The sequence below is a fragment of the Candidatus Polarisedimenticolia bacterium genome (assembly GCA_036004685.1).
In the GTDB taxonomy this organism is placed as follows: Bacteria; Acidobacteriota; Polarisedimenticolia; order Gp22-AA2; family AA152; genus DASYRE01.
The window spans coordinates 1-15,469 of sequence record DASYRE010000022.1; the positions used below are offsets into that span (position 1 = coordinate 1).

Annotated in this window: 14 protein-coding genes and 1 tRNA gene; all 15 read right to left on the reverse strand. The window is 63.7% G+C overall.

Going from position 1 to position 15,469, the window contains the following annotated elements:
- The coding region (locus VGR67_04945; protein ID HEV8335743.1) for a GTP-binding protein at nucleotides 1-140 on the reverse strand (140 nt) is incomplete at its 3' end.
- 52 nt (nucleotides 141-192) lie between these two features.
- Nucleotides 193-2,283: an elongation factor G gene (fusA, locus tag VGR67_04950; protein ID HEV8335744.1), complete on the reverse strand. Its 2,091-nt coding sequence runs from the start codon at nucleotides 2,281-2,283 to the stop codon at nucleotides 193-195.
- A gap of 94 nt (nucleotides 2,284-2,377) precedes the next feature.
- A complete protein-coding gene (rpsG, locus tag VGR67_04955; GenBank protein ID HEV8335745.1) occupies nucleotides 2,378-2,851 on the reverse strand; it encodes a 30S ribosomal protein S7 in 474 nt (157 codons plus the stop codon).
- A 40-nt stretch (nucleotides 2,852-2,891) separates the two neighbouring features.
- Nucleotides 2,892-3,275 (reverse strand): 30S ribosomal protein S12, encoded by a 384-nt coding sequence (rpsL, locus tag VGR67_04960; GenBank protein ID HEV8335746.1) that lies wholly within the window; start codon nucleotides 3,273-3,275, stop codon nucleotides 2,892-2,894.
- A 129-nt stretch (nucleotides 3,276-3,404) separates the two neighbouring features.
- Nucleotides 3,405-7,628 (reverse strand): DNA-directed RNA polymerase subunit beta', encoded by a 4,224-nt coding sequence (gene rpoC / locus VGR67_04965; protein HEV8335747.1) that lies wholly within the window; start codon nucleotides 7,626-7,628, stop codon nucleotides 3,405-3,407.
- Nucleotides 7,625-11,908 (reverse strand): DNA-directed RNA polymerase subunit beta, encoded by a 4,284-nt coding sequence (rpoB, locus tag VGR67_04970; GenBank protein ID HEV8335748.1) that lies wholly within the window; start codon nucleotides 11,906-11,908, stop codon nucleotides 7,625-7,627. Before rpoB ends, rpoC begins: the two co-directional genes overlap by 4 nt.
- 114 nt (nucleotides 11,909-12,022) lie before the next feature.
- The gene (rplL, locus tag VGR67_04975; protein HEV8335749.1) at nucleotides 12,023-12,409 is read right to left on the reverse strand and encodes a 50S ribosomal protein L7/L12; all 387 of its coding nucleotides are present in this window, start codon (nucleotides 12,407-12,409) and stop codon (nucleotides 12,023-12,025) included.
- A gap of 96 nt (nucleotides 12,410-12,505) precedes the next feature.
- On the reverse strand, nucleotides 12,506-13,027 hold the full coding sequence (gene rplJ / locus VGR67_04980) for a 50S ribosomal protein L10 (protein ID HEV8335750.1): 522 nt from the start codon (nucleotides 13,025-13,027) through the stop codon (nucleotides 12,506-12,508).
- A gap of 31 nt (nucleotides 13,028-13,058) precedes the next feature.
- Nucleotides 13,059-13,757 carry a 50S ribosomal protein L1 gene (rplA, locus tag VGR67_04985; GenBank protein ID HEV8335751.1) on the reverse strand — a complete coding sequence of 233 codons (699 nt, stop codon included), beginning with the start codon at nucleotides 13,755-13,757 and terminating at the stop codon, nucleotides 13,059-13,061.
- 58 nt (nucleotides 13,758-13,815) lie between these two features.
- Nucleotides 13,816-14,244, reverse strand: a complete 429-nt coding sequence (gene rplK / locus VGR67_04990) for a 50S ribosomal protein L11 (protein HEV8335752.1) — start codon at nucleotides 14,242-14,244, stop codon at nucleotides 13,816-13,818.
- A gap of 30 nt (nucleotides 14,245-14,274) precedes the next feature.
- A complete protein-coding gene (gene nusG / locus VGR67_04995) occupies nucleotides 14,275-14,805 on the reverse strand; it encodes a transcription termination/antitermination protein NusG (GenBank protein HEV8335753.1) in 531 nt (176 codons plus the stop codon).
- A 28-nt stretch (nucleotides 14,806-14,833) separates the two neighbouring features.
- Nucleotides 14,834-15,037, reverse strand: a complete 204-nt coding sequence (gene secE / locus VGR67_05000) for a preprotein translocase subunit SecE (GenBank protein ID HEV8335754.1) — start codon at nucleotides 15,035-15,037, stop codon at nucleotides 14,834-14,836.
- 39 nt (nucleotides 15,038-15,076) lie between these two features.
- Nucleotides 15,077-15,153 (reverse strand) — tRNA-Trp (locus VGR67_05005).
- A gap of 22 nt (nucleotides 15,154-15,175) precedes the next feature.
- Entirely contained in the window at nucleotides 15,176-15,325 is a 150-nt protein-coding gene (gene rpmG, locus VGR67_05010; protein HEV8335755.1) for a 50S ribosomal protein L33, read from the reverse strand.
- A 25-nt stretch (nucleotides 15,326-15,350) separates the two neighbouring features.
- On the reverse strand, nucleotides 15,351-15,469 hold a 119-nt coding region (gene tuf, locus VGR67_05015), incomplete at its 5' end, for an elongation factor Tu (GenBank protein ID HEV8335756.1).

Consider the following 15,469-nt stretch of genomic DNA (forward strand, 5'->3'; position numbering starts at 1 on the left):
GACCGCACCTGAATCTTCGGAAATTTCTTCGCCAGCACCATCGTGATCGCCGACGTCAACGTCGTCTTCCCGTGATCCACGTGTCCAATCGTCCCCACGTTCACGTGCGGCTTCGAACGATCAAACTTTTCCTTGGACATCCGGCTCCTTCATGGGCCCCCGTCATGGGGCCGGCGAGTCGCCCGAACGGGCTTAGGTGTTGGCGGTTCCCTTGATTCGCGCGATGACACCCTCGCTGATGTTCTTGGGAGTTTCCTCGTAATGATTGAAGTGCATGGTGTAGGTGGCGCGGCCCTGCGTCTTCGAGCGGAGATCCGTGGCATAGCCGAACATCTCCGCCAGCGGCACCCTCGCCGAGATCACCTGCGTCCCCGCGCGGACCTCCATGTGCTCGACGCGCCCGCGGCGCGAGTTCAGATCGCCGATGACCTCTCCCATGTATTGCTCCGGGACCACCACTTCGACCGACATGACCGGCTCCAGCAGAACCGGCTCGGCGTGCGACGCGGCCTGCTTGAAGGCCATCGAGCCGGCGATCTTGAACGCCATTTCGGAGGAGTCGACGTCGTGATAGGAGCCGTCCACGAGGCTCACTTTCACGTCCCGGACCTCGAATCCGGCCAGGACGCCGTTCTGCATCGCCTCCCGGATGCCCGTCTCAACCGGCTTGATGAACTCTTTGGGAATCGCGCCTCCGACGATCTCGTTCTCGAAGACGAAGCCCCCTCCCGGGGCAAGGGGCTCGAGCTCGATCTTCACGTGACCGTATTGTCCGCGGCCACCGGTCTGCTTGATGTACTTCCCTTCCGCCTTGGCGCGCTTGCGAATCGTCTCCTTGTAGGCGACCTGCGGCTTGCCGATGTTCACCCCGACGTTGAACTCTCGGACGAGACGGTCGGTGATGATCTCGAGGTGCAGCTCGCCCATTCCCGAGATGATCGTCTGGGCGGTATCGGGATCGGTATGGATCTTGAAGGTCGGGTCCTCCTGGGCCAGCTTCGCCAGCGACCCGCCCAGCTTCTCCTGGTCGGCCTTGGTCTTGGGCTCGATGGCCACGGCGATGACCGGCTCCGGAAAGTCCATCGGCTCGAGAAGAATCGGAGCATCCTCCTCGCAGATGGTGTCGCCCGTCGTCACGTTCTTCAGTCCGACGCAGGCGGCGATGTCTCCGGAGTAGATTTCCTTGATCTCCTCCCGCTCGTTGGCGTGCATCTGGAGGAGCCGGCCGATGCGCTCCCGTCTTCCGCGGCTGACGTTGAGGACCTGGTGGCCGCTCGAAAGCGTGCCCGAATAGACTCGGATGAACGCGAGCTGCCCCACGTAGGGATCGGTCATGATTTTGAAGACCAGGGCGGCGAAGGGGGCCTTGTCGTCGGCGGGCCGCTCCTGCTCCTCGCTAGTGTCCGGCACCGTTCCCACGATGGCGGGCACGTCCAAAGGCGACGGCAGATAGTCCACCACCGCGTCGAGAAGCGGCTGGACTCCTTTGTTCTTGAACGCGGCGCCGCAGAGCACGGGAGTGAAGTGGAGCTTCACGGTTCCTTTCCGGATAGCCGCCTTCAGCTCCGCCTCAGTGAAGGGCTCGCCGGCAAGATACTTGGCGAGGAGCTCGTCGCTCTGCTCGGTGGCCGCTTCCACCAGCTTCTCGCGGGCGGCCTCGGCCTCCTTCTGATACTCCGGCGGGATGTCGATCTCTTCGGTCTCGGCCCCCGCTTCGGCGTCCAGGTAGCGCAGCGCCTTCATGCGGACGAGATCGATGACGCCATCGAAGCGTTCTTCGCGGCCCAGGGGAAGCTGAATCGGGACCGGCCGGGCGTTGAGCTTGGTCACCATCATCCGGGTACAGCGATCGAAGTCGGCGCCCTGCCGGTCCATCTTGTTCACGAAGGCGACCCGGGGGACGCTGTACTTGTCCGCCTGCCGCCATACCGTCTCCGACTGCGGCTCGACGCCGCCGACGGCGCAGAAGACGCCGATGGCGCCGTCCAGCACCCGGAGCGATCGCTCCACCTCGGCGGTGAAGTCCACGTGCCCGGGAGTGTCGATGATGTTGACGCGGTGCTCGCGCCATTCGGCCGTGGTCGCGGCGGAGGTGATGGTGATGCCGCGCTCCTGTTCCTGGACCATCCAGTCCATGGTCGCGGTCCCCTCGTGGACCTCGCCGATCTTGTAGATTCGGCCGGTGTAATAAAGGATGCGCTCCGTGGTCGTGGTCTTCCCGGCATCGATGTGCGCCATGATGCCGATGTTGCGCGTCCTTTCCAGGGAGAATTTTCTCGGCACTCGCACTACCTATAAGGCCCGAAGCGCTCGGGCAGAGACAGAAACGGGCCGGCACCCGACGGACTCCTCGTCACCGCAGGGAATGCGTTGAGCGTTACCAGCGATAGTGGGCGAAGGCCTTGTTCGCCTCCGCCATCTTGTGGGTGTCTTCTCTCTTCTTGATGGCGTTGCCGCGCATCTGGGCCGCGTCCAGGATCTCGGCCGCCAGCTTCTCCCGCATCGTCTTCTCGGAGCCCCGCTCGCTGCTGTATTGGATCAGCCAGCGGATCGCCAGCGACAGCCGGCGCGAGGGGTTGACCTCGACCGGCACCTGGTAGGTCGCGCCTCCCACCCGTCGGGACTTGACCTCCAGGATCGGCTTCACGTTGTCCACGGCCTTCTTCAGCAGCTTCACGGGATCGTCCTTGGTCCGATCCCGGACCAGATCCATGGCGCCGTAGAAGATCCCCTCGGCGGTGCTCTTCTTCCCGCGCTCCATGACGCAGTTCACGAACTTCGTCACCAGCTGGGACTGGTACATCGGATCCGGCGGGATCTCCCTCTTGGCGATCACTTTCCGTCTCGGCATGGCACCCTTTTTCAGCGCGACCCGGACCGACCCTCGCGGATCAGCTCGCGGCCGCCTTCTGTCGCTTCGCGCCGTATTTCGAGCGGCTCTTCTTCCGCCCCTCGACGCCCATCGAATCGAGCGTTCCGCGCACGATGTGGTAACGGACCCCGGGAAGGTCCTTCACCCGGCCCCCGCGGATCAGGACGATCGAGTGCTCCTGGAGATTGTGACCGACTCCGGGAATGTACGTCGTCACCTCGATGCCGTTGGTCAGCCGGACCCGCGCCACCTTCCGGAGCGCCGAGTTGGGCTTCTTGGGAGTGGAGGTGAACACGCGGACGCAGACGCCGCGCTTCTGGGGAGAGGCCTGCAGCGCCGGGCTCTTGGTGCGGCCTCGCTGCAGCCTCCGGCCGGTCTTCACAAGCTGATGGATCGTCGGCACTGAACCGAACCTCCGGAACTTTCTGTCCTGTGGAGCGTTGGGTCTTTCAGGCTCCCTGGTCGCCACGCGCGGGATCGCTTGGTGAAAAACCCGCGGATGGTATCAAACGACTTCAGTGCTGTCAAGGGGTTAGATGGCGCCTTTGTCCCCCTGCAACGACAGCAGCCCCTCCTCCGCCGCCGGGGGGAGCGCCGCCGCCACCTCTTCCGGAATCTCCGGCTCTTCCTCGACCACCGGAGGCTCGTCCGGCGCGATCGTGATTCTCCGATAGTATTCCATGCCGGTCCCGGCCGGGATGAGCCGGCCCATGATCACGTTCTCCTTGAGGCCGCGCAGGTAATCGACCTTGCCGCTGATCGACGCCTCGGTGAGCACGCGGGTCGTCTCCTGGAACGAGGCGGCGGAGATGAAGCTCTCGGTCGAAAGCGAGGCCTTGGTGATTCCGAGGAGAAGCGGGCGGCCGCGCGCCGGCTCCCCTCCCTCGTTGCGGACCCGGGCGTTCTCCTCCTGGAACCGGAACTTGTCGACCTGCTCCTCGATGATGAAGTCGGTGTCGCCGACTTCTTCGAGCTTGACCCACCGCATCATCTGGCGGACGACCACCTCGATGTGCTTGTCGTTGATGTTCACCCCCTGCAGCCGGTAGACCTCCTGGATCTCGTTCACCAGGTAGTCCTGGAGCTCGCTCTGGCCCTTGACGCGCAGGATGTCGTGCGGATTGATCGGCCCGTCGATCAGGGGCTCCCCCGCCTTCACCCTCTCCCCTTCCTGGATGTTGATGTGCACCCCCTTGGGGATCAGGTACTCGTGGCTGTCGCCTTCGTCGGTGACGACGAAGATCTTCCTCATCCCCTTCGCGACCTCGCCGTACTTGATGACGCCGTCGACCTCGGAGATGATGGCAGGTTCCTTGGGACGGCGCGCCTCGAACAGCTCGACGACGCGCGGCAGCCCGCCGGTGATGTCCTTCGTCTTGGTCGTCTCCCTCGGGATCTTCGCCAGGATCGTTCCCGGATGGACCTTGCTGTCGTTCGACACCATCAACAGCGCGCGCGACGGCAGGAGGTAGCGCCGCAGGATCTTCTTTTCCTGCCGGATCAGGATCTGGGGCTGGTGCTTCTCGTCCGGCGATTCCAGGACAACCTGCCGGGCGAATCCCGTGACCTCGTCGACTTCCTCCTTCATCGTCACCCCTTCGACGATGTCCTTGAACTCCACTTCCCCGCCCACCTCCGTGAGGATGGCGAAGGTGTAGGGATCCCACTCCACCAGGAGCGTTCCCGGCTCGATCTCCTGGCCGTCCGTGACCTTGACGGTCGCTCCGTAGACCACCGCGTGCCGCTCCTTCTCGCGGCCCTTAGGATCCTGGACGACGAGCATGCCGGTCCGGTTGATGGCCACCAGGTCCCCGTCCTTGTTCTGCACGGTGGCGAGGTTGATGAACCGGACGATTCCGGCGTTCTTCGATTCGAGCGTCGACTGTTCGGAGACGCGGCTCGCAGTGCCGCCGATGTGGAACGTCCGCATGGTAAGCTGCGTGCCCGGCTCGCCGATGCTTTGCGCCGCCAGGACGCCGACCGCCTCGCCCAGCTCGACCATCCTTCCGGTGGCCAGGTTCCGGCCGTAGCACTTGACGCAAACGCCCCGCTTGCTCTCGCACGTGAGCACCGAGCGGATCTTCACCCGCTCGATTCCGGAGGCCTGAATCAGGTTGGCGTAATCCTCGGTGATCTCCTGGTTGGTCTTGATGATCAGATCGCCGGTGAAGGGATCCACGATGTCCTCCATCGCGACCCGGCCGACGATCCGATCCCGCAGGGGCTCGATGACTTCGCCGCCCTCGATGATCGCCGAGACGTAGATCCCGTCGAGCGTCTGGCAGTCCTCTTCGTAGATGATTACGTCCTGGCAGACGTCCACGAGGCGCCGCGTCAGGTATCCCGAATCGGCGGTCTTCAGGGCGGTGTCGGCCAGGCCTTTCCGGGCTCCGTGGGTGCTGATGAAGTACTGCAGCACGTTCAGCCCCTCCCGGAAATTCGCCGTGATCGGAGTCTCGATGATCTCCCCCGAGGGCTTGGCCATCAGTCCCCGCATGCCGGCGAGCTGGCGCATCTGCTGCTTCGATCCGCGCGCGCCGGAATCGGCCATCATGTAGATCGGGTTGAACTCCCCGCCGCTGCGGTCGATCTTCTCCATCTCCTTGAACATCTCGTCGGAGATCCGCTCGGTCACGTCGGACCAGATCCCGATCACCTTGTTGTAGCGCTCGCCGTTCGTGATGGCGCCGTCGAGGTACTGCTGCTCGACGGCGATCTGCTCCCGTCGCGCCTCTTCTACGAGCTTCGGCTTGTTCGCCGGGATGACCATGTCGTCGATGCCGATGGACACCCCCGCCCGGGTCGCGTAGAGGAACCCGAGCGCCTTGATCTCGTCCACCATCACCACGGTCTTCTCGCTCCCCAGCCGCAGGTAGCAGTAGGACACCAGCTGTCCCAGACCCTTCTTCTTGAGGATGCCGTTGATGAACGGCACGCCTTCGGGCAGATGGTCGTTGAACAACACGCGGCCGACGGTGGTTTCGATCGACTGCTTCTCGACGTCCTGGACGTCGGTATGGAGGATGTCCTGGTCGTCGTAGACGGTGGTGAGATCCAGCAACTGGCCCGTGTACCGGAGCCGGACCGCCGCCAGGAGATCCACTTCCTTCCCCTCGAGGGCCAGGAGCGCCTCCTCCACCGAGTTGAAGGTACGCCCCTCGCCTTTGGCGCCGGGGCGCGCTTTGGTCAAGTAGTAGATCCCCAGGACGATATCCTGCGTGGGGACCACGACCGGCGCGCCGTTGGCCGGGGAGAGCAGGTTCTGCGTCGAAAGCATCAGGACCTGGGCCTCGATCTGGGCCTTGGGAGACAGGGGGATGTGGACCGCCATCTGGTCGCCGTCGAAGTCGGCGTTGAAGGCGGTGCAGACGAGAGGGTGGATCTTGATCGCCTTGCCTTCGACCAGGACCGGCTCGAACGCCTGGATGCCGAGGCGGTGCAGCGTCGGGGCCCGGTTCAGGAGGACCGGATGCTCCTTGATGACCTCCTCCAGGAAATCCCAGACCCGCGGCTTCTGGAGCTCCACCATCTCCTTCGCCGCCTTGATCGTCGAGACGAGCCCCTCCTGCTCGAGCTTGTTGTAGATGAAGGGCTTGAAGAGCTCCAGGGCCATCTTCTTGGGCAGGCCGCACTGATGCAGCTTCAGCTCGGGGCCGACGACGATCACCGATCGGCCGGAGTAGTCGACGCGCTTGCCCAGCAAGTTCTGGCGGAAGCGCCCCTGCTTCCCCTTCAGCGTGTCGGAAAGCGACTTCAGGGGACGGTTGTTCGTTCCCCGCAGGATCCGGCCCCGCCGGCCGTTGTCGAAAAGCGCGTCCACCGCCTCCTGGAGCATCCGCTTCTCGTTCCGGATGATCACTTCCGGCGCCTTGAGCTCGAGAAGCTTCTTCAAGCGGTTGTTCCGGTTGATGACCCGCCGGTAGAGATCGTTGAGGTCGGACGTCGCGAACCGCCCTCCGTCCAGCGGGACGAGGGGGCGCAGCTCGGGAGGGATCACCGGGATGACGTCCAGGATCATCCACTCGGGCTTGTTGCCCGACTTGCGGAAGGCCTCCACCACCTTCAAGCGCTTCGCGAACTTCAGGCGCTTCTGGACCGAGGTCTCCGACTTCATGCGCGCCCGCATCTCCACCGAAAGCTCCTCCACGCGGACCCGCTGGAGGAGCTTCTTGATTGCTTCAGCGCCCATCATCGCGGTGAAAGCGTGACCGTGCTCCTCGCGGAGCTGCCGGTAGCGATCCTCCGTCAGGAGCTCTTTCTCCTTGAGCGGAGTGCTGGCGGGATCGATGACCACGTAGGCCTCGAAGTAGAGGATGCGCTCCAGGTCCCGCAGCGTGATGTCCAGGAGATGGCCGATCCGGCTCGGAAGCCCTTTGAAGAACCAGACGTGGGACACTGGCGACGCCAGCTCGATGTGGCCCATCCGCTCGCGACGGACCTTGCTCTGGGTGACTTCGACGCCGCACTTGTCGCAGATGACGCCGCGATGCTTCATCCGCTTGAACTTTCCGCACAGGCACTCCCAATCGACGGTCGGCCCGAAGATCTTCGCGCAGAACAGACCGTCCCGCTCCGGCTTGAAGGTCCGGTAGTTGATCGTCTCGGGCTTCGTGACCTCGCCGTAGGACCACGAACGGATCTTCTCCGGTGAGGCCAGCGAGATGCGGATGGCCTCGAAATCGTTGATCGTTCGCGCCTTGTCCGAAAAGGGTGAGCTCTTGCTCAGGGGTCGGATTCCCTCGGCCACCAGGCTCATTTTTCACCCCCGCTGAGAAGTTGCACGTCAAGACACAGGCTCTGGAGCTCCCGTACGAGCACGTTGAACGATTCGGGGAGGCCCGGCTCCACCGTCGTCTCCCCCTTCACCAGAGCTTCGTAGATTTTCGTCCTTCCGTAGACGTCGTCCGATTTCGCGGTGAGCAGCTCCTGCAGGATGTGAGCCGCCCCGTAGGCTTCGAGCGCCCAGACCTCCATCTCTCCGAACCGCTGGCCTCCGAACTGGGCCTTGCCTCCCAGCGGCTGCTGGGTGATCAGGCTGTAGGGGCCGATGGAGCGGGCGTGGATCTTGTCGTCCACCAGGTGGGACAGTTTCATCATGTAGATGTAGCCGACGGTGATCTTCTGGTCGAACGCCTCGCCGCTCTTTCCGTCGTGCAGCATCGTCTTTCCCGACAGCGGCAGCCCGGCCTTGTGGAGCTGCTCCTTGATCTCCCCCTCGCGCGCGCCGTCGAACACGGGAGTGGCGAACTGGACCCCCAGAGCCTTGGCCGCCCATCCCAGATGCGTCTCCAGGATCTGGCCGACGTTCATTCGGGAAGGGACGCCGAGCGGGTTCAGGACGATTTCCACCGGCGTTCCGTCAGGGAGGTAGGGCATGTCCTCCACCGGCAGGATCCGGGCGATGACGCCCTTGTTCCCGTGCCGGCCCGCCATCTTGTCGCCGACGCTCAGCTTGCGCTTCATGGCCACGTACGCCTTGACCATCTTGATCACGCCGGGAGCCAGCTCGTCTCCTTTGCGGAGCTGGGCGATCTTCTCCTCGTAGAGCCGGCGGAGAATCTCCACCTTGCGCTCGTTCCGCTCGCCGATCTCCGTGATCTCCATCTGGTCGGACTTCTTGTGCTCCACCTCCATGCGGAGCAGATCGTCCACCGAGAGGTTGGCCAGGATCTCGTCGGTCAGCTCGGCCCCCTTGAGCAGCAGCTCCTTGCGGCCCCGCTTCTCCTTCAAGGGCGCCGAGAGCTTCTTGCCGAGCAGCAACTCCGTGATCCGCTTCCGATTCTCCTCCTTCAGGATGCGGATCTCGTCGTTGAGGTTCTTCTCCATCCGCGCGATCTGCTCCTGCTCGATCGCCAGGGCGCGGCCGTCCTTCTCGACCCCCTTGCGGCAGAAGATCTTGACGTCGACCACGGTGCCCTCGATCCCGGGCGGCGTGGTCAGCGAGGCGTCGCGGACATCTCCCGACTTCTCGCCGAAGATGGCCCGGAGGAGCTTCTCTTCCGGGGTCAGCTGGGTTTCCCCCTTGGGCGTGATCTTCCCGACCAGGATGTCCCCGGGCTTCACGTTGGCGCCGATGCGGATGATGCCGCTCTCGTCCAGGTCGCGCAGGAAGTCCTCGCTGACATTCGGGATGTCCCGCGTGATCTCCTCGGGGCCCAGCTTGGTGTCGCGGGCCTCGATCTCGAACTCCTCGATGTGGATGGACGTGAAGTAGTCGTCGGTGATCAGCTTCTCCGAGACGAGAATGGCGTCCTCGAAGTTGTAGCCGCGCCAGGGCATGAACGCGACCAGGACGTTTCGTCCGAGCGCCAGCTCGCCGCGATCGGTGCAGGGCCCGTCGGCCAGGACCTCTCCCCGCTTGACTCCCTGTCCAACCTTCACGACCGGATTCTGGTTGATGCAGGTGTTCTGGTTGGACCGCTTGAACTTCGTGAGGTTGTAGATGTCGGCCCCGAAATCCTCGCCTTCGCGGGGGCTCGCGGTGCCGTCGGAAGTCACCCGGATGATCACGCGCTGCGAATCGACATAGTCCACGACGCCGTCGCGCTGGGCGACCACGACCGCCCCCGAATCCTTCGCGGTGATCTCCTCCATGCCGGTCCCGACGAACGGCGCCTCCGCCCGCAGCAGGGGCACCGCCTGCCGCTGCATGTTCGACCCCATCAGCGCGCGGTTTGCGTCGTCGTTCTCCAGGAAGGGAATCAGGGAAGCCGCCACCGAAACGAGCTGCTTCGGCGAGACGTCGATGTACTGGACCTCGTCCCGGTGCACCAGCTTGAACTCTCCGGCGACGCGGGCCGAGACGCGCTCCTGCTCCAGCATGCCGCGTTCGTCGATCTCGGCGTTCGCCTGGGCGATGACGACTTTGTCCTCCTCCCAGGCGGTCAGGTAGAAGGGATGGGGCTCGAACTCCGGAAGCCGGATCTTTCTCCCGGTCGTCTTCCTCAGGCGCTTCAGCTCCTCCTCCATCTCATGCTTTTCGGCGACCTGGTTCACCTCGAAGTGGGAGTTCCCCCGGCTGATCACCCGGAAGTAATCGAGGACCCTCCCCTTGTCCACCTTCCGGTAGGGCGACTCGATGAACCCGAATTCGTTGATCCGGGCGTAGCAGGAAAGCGACGAGATGAGCCCGATGTTCGGCCCTTCCGGCGTCTCGATGGGACAGATCCGCCCGTAATGCGTCGGATGCACGTCGCGCACCTCGAAACCCGCCCGCTCCCGCGACAATCCGCCGGGTCCCAGGGCCGAAAGGCGACGCTTGTGGGTGATCTCCGAGAGCGGATTCGTCTGGTCCATGAACTGGGAAAGCTGGCTCGAGCCGAAGAACTCCTGAATCGCCGCCATGACGGGCTTGGCGTTGATCAGGTCGTGCGGCATGGCGGTGGTCATCTCCTGGTAGACGGACATCTTCTCCTTGATGGCCCGCTCCATGCGCACCAGGCCGATGCGGAACTGATTCTCGAGAAGCTCGCCGACCGCCCGCACCCGGCGGTTTCCCAGGTGATCGATGTCGTCCAGCGACCCGATCCCTTTCCGCAGCTTGAAGATATACTCGAGGACCTTGCAGAAGTCGGCGGAGGACAGCGTCCGGGTCTCCAGGGGAGTGTCGGCGATCTCGAGCTTGGTGTTGAACTTGAGCCGGCCCACCCGCGACAGGTCGTAGCGGTTGGCGTCGAAGAACATCCCCTCGAACAGGTTGCGGGAGCCTTCCAGGGTCGGGGGATCGCCGGGCCTCAGGCGCCGGTAGATCTCCACCAGCGCCTCATCCTGCGTCTTGATGGCGTCCTTGCGCAGCGTCTCCGAAAGGACGTTCCCGAGGTCGTCTTCGCCCGGGAAGAAGAGCTTCATCTCCTCCAGGCCGCGGGCCATCACCTCGGAGATGACCTTCTCCGTCAAGGGTTCGTTCGCCTCCAGCAGGACCTCTCCCGTCTTCATGTCGACGAGATCAGCCGCGGCGTAGGCCCCCTCCAGGGCTTCGAGATCCACCGGGATGGCGGCGATCTTCGACTTCTCCAGCTGGGCGATCATGGCGCGGCGGATTTTCTTGCCCTTGGGAACGATCACTTCATCGGTCTTGGGATCCACAACGTCCGCCTTAGCCTTGTGTCCCGCCAGACCCGGGGAGACGATCCACTGGATCTTCTTCCCGTCGAAGGTGATCCGCTCGACGGCGTAGAAGGCCTTCAGGATCTCCTCGTCGGTCTTCAGGCCCAGCGCCCGCAGGAAAATCGTGCCGAGGAACTTCCGCTTGCGGTCGATGCGCACGTACAGGATGTCCTTGGCGTCGTACTCGAACTCCACCCAGCTTCCCCGATAGGGGATGATCTTCGCCATGAACACCGTGCGGTTGTGATTGCTCTGGAAGAACACGCCGGGGGAACGGTGCAGCTGGCTGACGATCACGCGCTCGGTGCCGTTGATGATGAAGGTGCCGTTCTCGGTGAGCAGCGGGATTTCGCCGAAATAGACCTCCTGCTCCTTGATGTCGCGGATTTCCTTGGCGCCCGTGGTCGTGTCCTTCTCGAACACCTTGAGCCGGATCTTGACCTTCAGCGGGACGGTGTAGGTCATGCCACGCTCCTGGCATTCCTGCACGTCGTACTTGAACTTCAGGGAGACGGGATCGCCGCACATGTCGCAGATGCTGATCCGGCTCTCGTTGACGTGGCCGCAATCGGTGCAGACGACGCTGAAGACCTTGGGGTTCTGGACCGCGATCTTCTTCCCGCACTTGGCGCAGGACATGCGGAGATGCTGGAGCCCCTCCAGCTTCCCGCACTTGCACTCCCAGTTGCCGATCGAGTATTCCTCGAACTCGAGGGACGAAGTGCCGCGGAAATCGGAGATGGGGAAGATCGACTTGAAGACCGCCTGAAGGCCGGTGTCCTCCCGGTCCGCGGGCGCGGTGTACATCTGCAGGAACCGCTCGTAGGAGTGCTTCTGCACCTCGATCAGGTTGGGAATCGGGATCGACGTGTGAATCTTCGAGAAGTTCAGCCGCTCGGAATGGGATCCTGAGTGTGCGTTCTGATCCACTTCGTTCGCTCCAGTGTCTGGTTTTTTGCGCAAGAAAGAACAACGCCCGGCGGAACCCTCGGCCCGATCCGGGTCCCGGCGATCGCCGGCTCGCCCCGATCGGCCGGACGAGGCCTACTTCAATTCCACTTTGGCGCCGGCTTCCGCGAACTTCTTCTTGATCTCCTCGGCCTCCGCCTTGGTGACTCCCTCTTTCACGGGCTTGGGAGCCCCGTCGACCAGGTCCTTGGCCTCTTTCAGCCCAAGGCTGGTGACCTCTCGGACGGCCTTGATGACGTTGATCTTCTTGTCGCCCACCTCGGTCAGCACGACGGTGAAGGAGTCCTTCTCCTCCGCCGGCGCCGCGGCCGCGGCGCCCGCCCCGGGCATCGCCATCGCCGGCATGGCCACGGCGGCGCTGACGCCGAACTCGCTCTCGATCTCCTTCACCAGCTCGGAAATCTCGAGCATCGGCGCTTCTTTCAGATACTTCTTCACGTCCTCTTTCGTAATCGCGGGCATCGTCGTCCTCCTAGGGTGAGTCCCGTTGCTTTCTGATGTCTGCGTCTTCGTCCCATTCCGGCCGGGATGCCGATCGTCCTTTCCCCGGAGGGGCGATCAGCCGGTCTGCTTGTTCTTGGCGATCTGATCCAATACGGAGGCGAAATCCCTCAGGGGGGAAAGCAGCGCTCTCTGGAACGACGCCAGCGGCGCGGTGAGGAGTCCCGCGAACCGGGCGACGAGCGTTTCGCGGCCCGGAAGGCTCGCCAGATTGCCGAGATCCGCCACGCTCAAGGGCCGGCCCTCCAGAAGGCCCGCCTTGAACTCGAGCGCCGGATTCTCCTTGGCGAACTCGGTGAGCACCTTCACGAGCGCGATCGGCTCCTGGGGATGGTACGTGAGGGCCAGGGGGCCGCGAAGGTGCTGGCGCAGCGGCGCGAGCGGCGTCTCCTCGAGGGCTCTGCCCGCCAGCCGGTTCTTGAGCACCCGGTAGGTCGAGGAGGTCTTGCGGATCCGGGCCCGAAGATCGGTGACCTGATTCACCGTCAGGCCCCGATAGCCGAAGAGGAAGACGCTCTGGACCCCCTGCAGCTCCTGGCGCAGGCTTTCCACGTGCTTCTCTTTCTCAGCGCGGTTCACTTCCACTCTCCTTTCAGCCGCCCCGGATCGACTAGGCCAGGGATTCGAGGCTCGCCGCGTCGAGCGCGACGCTGGGGCCCATGGTGCTGGAAATGTGCACCGACCTCAGGTACTTGCCCTTGGCCGTGTGGGGTTTGGCCCGGAGGACGGCCGCGACGAGCGTCCGGGCGTTCTCCAGCAGCTTCTTCTCCTCGAACGAGGCCTTGCCGAACACGGTGTGAACGATCGAAGTCTTGTCCACCCGGAATTCGACCTTGCCCGCCTTGATCTCCTGGATCGCCTTGGCGACGTCGAACGTGACGGTGCCGACCTTCGGGTTCGGCATGAGTCCTTTCGGGCCGAGGATCTTTCCGAGCTTGCCGACTTCCTTCATGGTGTCCGGGGTGGCCACGACGGCGTCGAAGTCCGTCCACCCCCCCTGAATCTTCTGGACCATCTCCAGTCCGCCCGCGAAATCGGCGCCGGCGCGCTCCGCCTCCGCGATCTTCTCCCCCGACGCGATGGCGAGAACCCGCTTCGTTTTGCCCGTGCCGTGCGGCAAGACCACCGTGCCGCGGACCATCTGGTCCGCATGCTTCGGATCGACGCCGAGCAGGAACGCGATCTCCATCGTCTCGTCGAATTTCGAGGGCTTCACCCGCCGGACCAGGGGGATCGCCTCCTCCAGGGTGTAGCCGCGGGTCTCGATCTCCTTCCGGGCCGCCCGGTATTTCTTTCCTTGCTTCGCCATCTTTCCTCTCCGCTCCCGCCTCCCTCCGGCGACCGGGGGAATCGGCGGGCCAGGGCCGTCAGCCTTCGACGACCTCGATCCCCATGCTTCGGGCGGTCCCCATCACGGTCCGGACCGCCGCCTCCACGGAACTGCAGTTCAGGTCTGGGAGTTTCGTGCGGGCGATCTCCTCCACCTGGGCGCGCGTCACCTTCCCCACTTTCTCCTTGTTGGGAGCCCCCGAGCCTTTCGCCAGGCCCGCCACTTTCTTGAGCAGGATCGCGGCCGGAGGAGTCTTCGTCACAAACGAGTAGCTCCGATCGGAGTAGACCGTGATCACGACAGGGATGATCAGGCCTTCCTGCTTCGCCGTCTTGGCGTTGAACGCCTTGCAGAAGTCCATGATGTTCACGCCCTGCTGGCCGAGAGCCGGCCCGACGGGCGGAGCGGGGGTCGCCTTCCCGGCGTTAATCTGCAGCTTGATGTAGCCCTGGATCTTCTTGGCCATTCCGCGTCTCCCGGCCCGGCACGGGCCGTTCTAGAGTTTTTCGACTTTCAGAAAATCGAGCTCCACCGGCGTGGCGCGGCCGAAAATCGTCACCATCACCTTGAGGGTCGCGCGATCGTTGTTGACCTCGTCCACCACTCCCTGAAAGTTCGTGAACGGGCCGTCGATGATGCGGACCTGCTCGCCACGCTGGAACTGGAATTTCGGCTTCGGCTTCTCGGCGGCCACCGACACCTGGTTGATGATCCGATCGACTTCCTCCTGGGTGAGAGGGGTCGGCTTGCTCCCCATCCCCACGAAGCCCGTCACCTTCGGGGTGTTCTTGACGACGTGCCAGGCGTTGTCGGACATCTCCATGTTGATCAGGACGTAGCCCGGGAAAAACTTCTTCTTGCTGATGATCTTCTCCCCGCTGCGCATCTCGATCACGTCTTCGGTGGGGATCAGAATCTCCCCGATGACCTCGTTCATGCCGAGGGCGTCCACCCGCTGCTTGAGCGATTCGCGGACCTTTCCTTCGTAGCCGGAATAGGTGTGCACGATGTACCACTGCTTCGCCATGGACTCTCCGCGCGGACCGTTCCGGTCGCTACCTGAAATACCCGAAGAGCCACGTGACCCCGTGGCCCAGGAGCCAATCCACTCCGAACAGAAACACCGAGAAGATGAAGACGGTGATGATCACCACCATCGTCGTCCCTTGGACCTCGAGCCGGCTGGGCCACGTCGTGCGCTTCAGCTCGACGTTCACTTCCGTCAGGAAGCGGCGTATCTTCTCGATCCATTCCTTCATGATCTTCGACTCTCTGGGCGGTTCAGGACCGGAGAGAACTGGCAGGCCAGGAGGGATTCGAACCCCCAACATCCGGTTTTGGAGACCGGCGCTCTAGCCATTCGAGCTACTGGCCTGCACGCTCCGCCCCCACGCCGCCTACTTCGTTTCCTTGTGCAGGGTATGGGCGCGGCAGTGGCTGCAGAACTTCTTGAGCTCCAGCTTGCCGGTCGTCTTTTTCTTGTTCTTCGTCGACGTGTAATTCCGCCGCTTGCACGCCGAGCACTCGAACACGATGTTGTCTCTCACCGCCGCCTCTCCCGCGTCGTCCCGCTCAAGCCTGAATCTCGGTGACGGTTCCAGCCCCCACCGTGCGCCCGCCTTCCCGGATCGCGAACCGCAGCCCCTTGTCCATCGCGATCGGGGTGATCAGCTCGATGCTCAGGCTCACGT

What these genes read in the sequence shown, in the direction of transcription:
- rpsG (HEV8335745.1), bottom strand. Translation starts at nt 2,851, where the DNA reads ATGCCGAGACGGAAAGTGATCGCCAAGAGGGAGATCCCGCCGGATCCG.
- rpoC (HEV8335747.1), bottom strand. Translation starts at nt 7,628, where the DNA reads ATGAGCCTGGTGGCCGAGGGAATCCGACCCCTGAGCAAGAGCTCACCC.
- rplL (HEV8335749.1), bottom strand. Translation starts at nt 12,409, where the DNA reads ATGCCCGCGATTACGAAAGAGGACGTGAAGAAGTATCTGAAAGAAGCG.
- rplA (HEV8335751.1), bottom strand. Translation starts at nt 13,757, where the DNA reads ATGGCGAAGCAAGGAAAGAAATACCGGGCGGCCCGGAAGGAGATCGAG.
- rplK (HEV8335752.1), bottom strand. Translation starts at nt 14,244, where the DNA reads ATGGCCAAGAAGATCCAGGGCTACATCAAGCTGCAGATTAACGCCGGG.
- nusG (HEV8335753.1), bottom strand. Translation starts at nt 14,805, where the DNA reads ATGGCGAAGCAGTGGTACATCGTGCACACCTATTCCGGCTACGAAGGA.
- secE (HEV8335754.1), bottom strand. Translation starts at nt 15,037, where the DNA reads ATGAAGGAATGGATCGAGAAGATACGCCGCTTCCTGACGGAAGTGAAC.